The organism is Candidatus Nanopusillus massiliensis (genome assembly GCF_920984865.1).
This window is the reverse complement of the sequence record NZ_OV100765.1, coordinates 201,794-202,057: the sequence shown is the minus strand read 5'-3', so window position 1 is coordinate 202,057 and position 264 is coordinate 201,794. Positions and strand designations below refer to the sequence as shown.

Sequence of the window (264 nt, the reverse complement as noted above, 5' to 3'; positions counted from 1 at the left end):
AGAATACTGAAATATATTCTTTTCCATCCATTCTTTTCTTTGCCATTACTTTTACAATTCCTTCTGTTGGAGCAGCTACAACACCTAAAGTATGATATGCAAAACCTGCCCTTAATCCAAGTTTTGTAGCCCTAATTTTATCTTTAGTTTTATTATATATTTGTTCTGNNACATATTCTGATATTTTTAATATTGTAGAAAATGTAAGTGGTTTATATGTTTTTTCTATTTCCCTAATTTTTTCTGGTAAATTTATTTCTTTTA

Annotated in this window: 1 protein-coding gene (running past one end of the window); it reads right to left on the bottom strand. The window is 26.7% G+C overall.

All coding sequences use genetic code 11. From position 1 onward, the window contains the following. Window positions 1-193: the start of a hypothetical protein gene (locus LUA84_RS04070; RefSeq protein ID WP_457913335.1), read on the bottom strand. 416 nt of this gene lie to the left of the window's left edge; 193 of the gene's 609 nt are visible here — the first part of the coding sequence; it begins with the start codon at window positions 191-193; the stop codon falls past the left edge of the window. Between the last annotated feature and the right edge of the window lie 71 nt (window positions 194-264).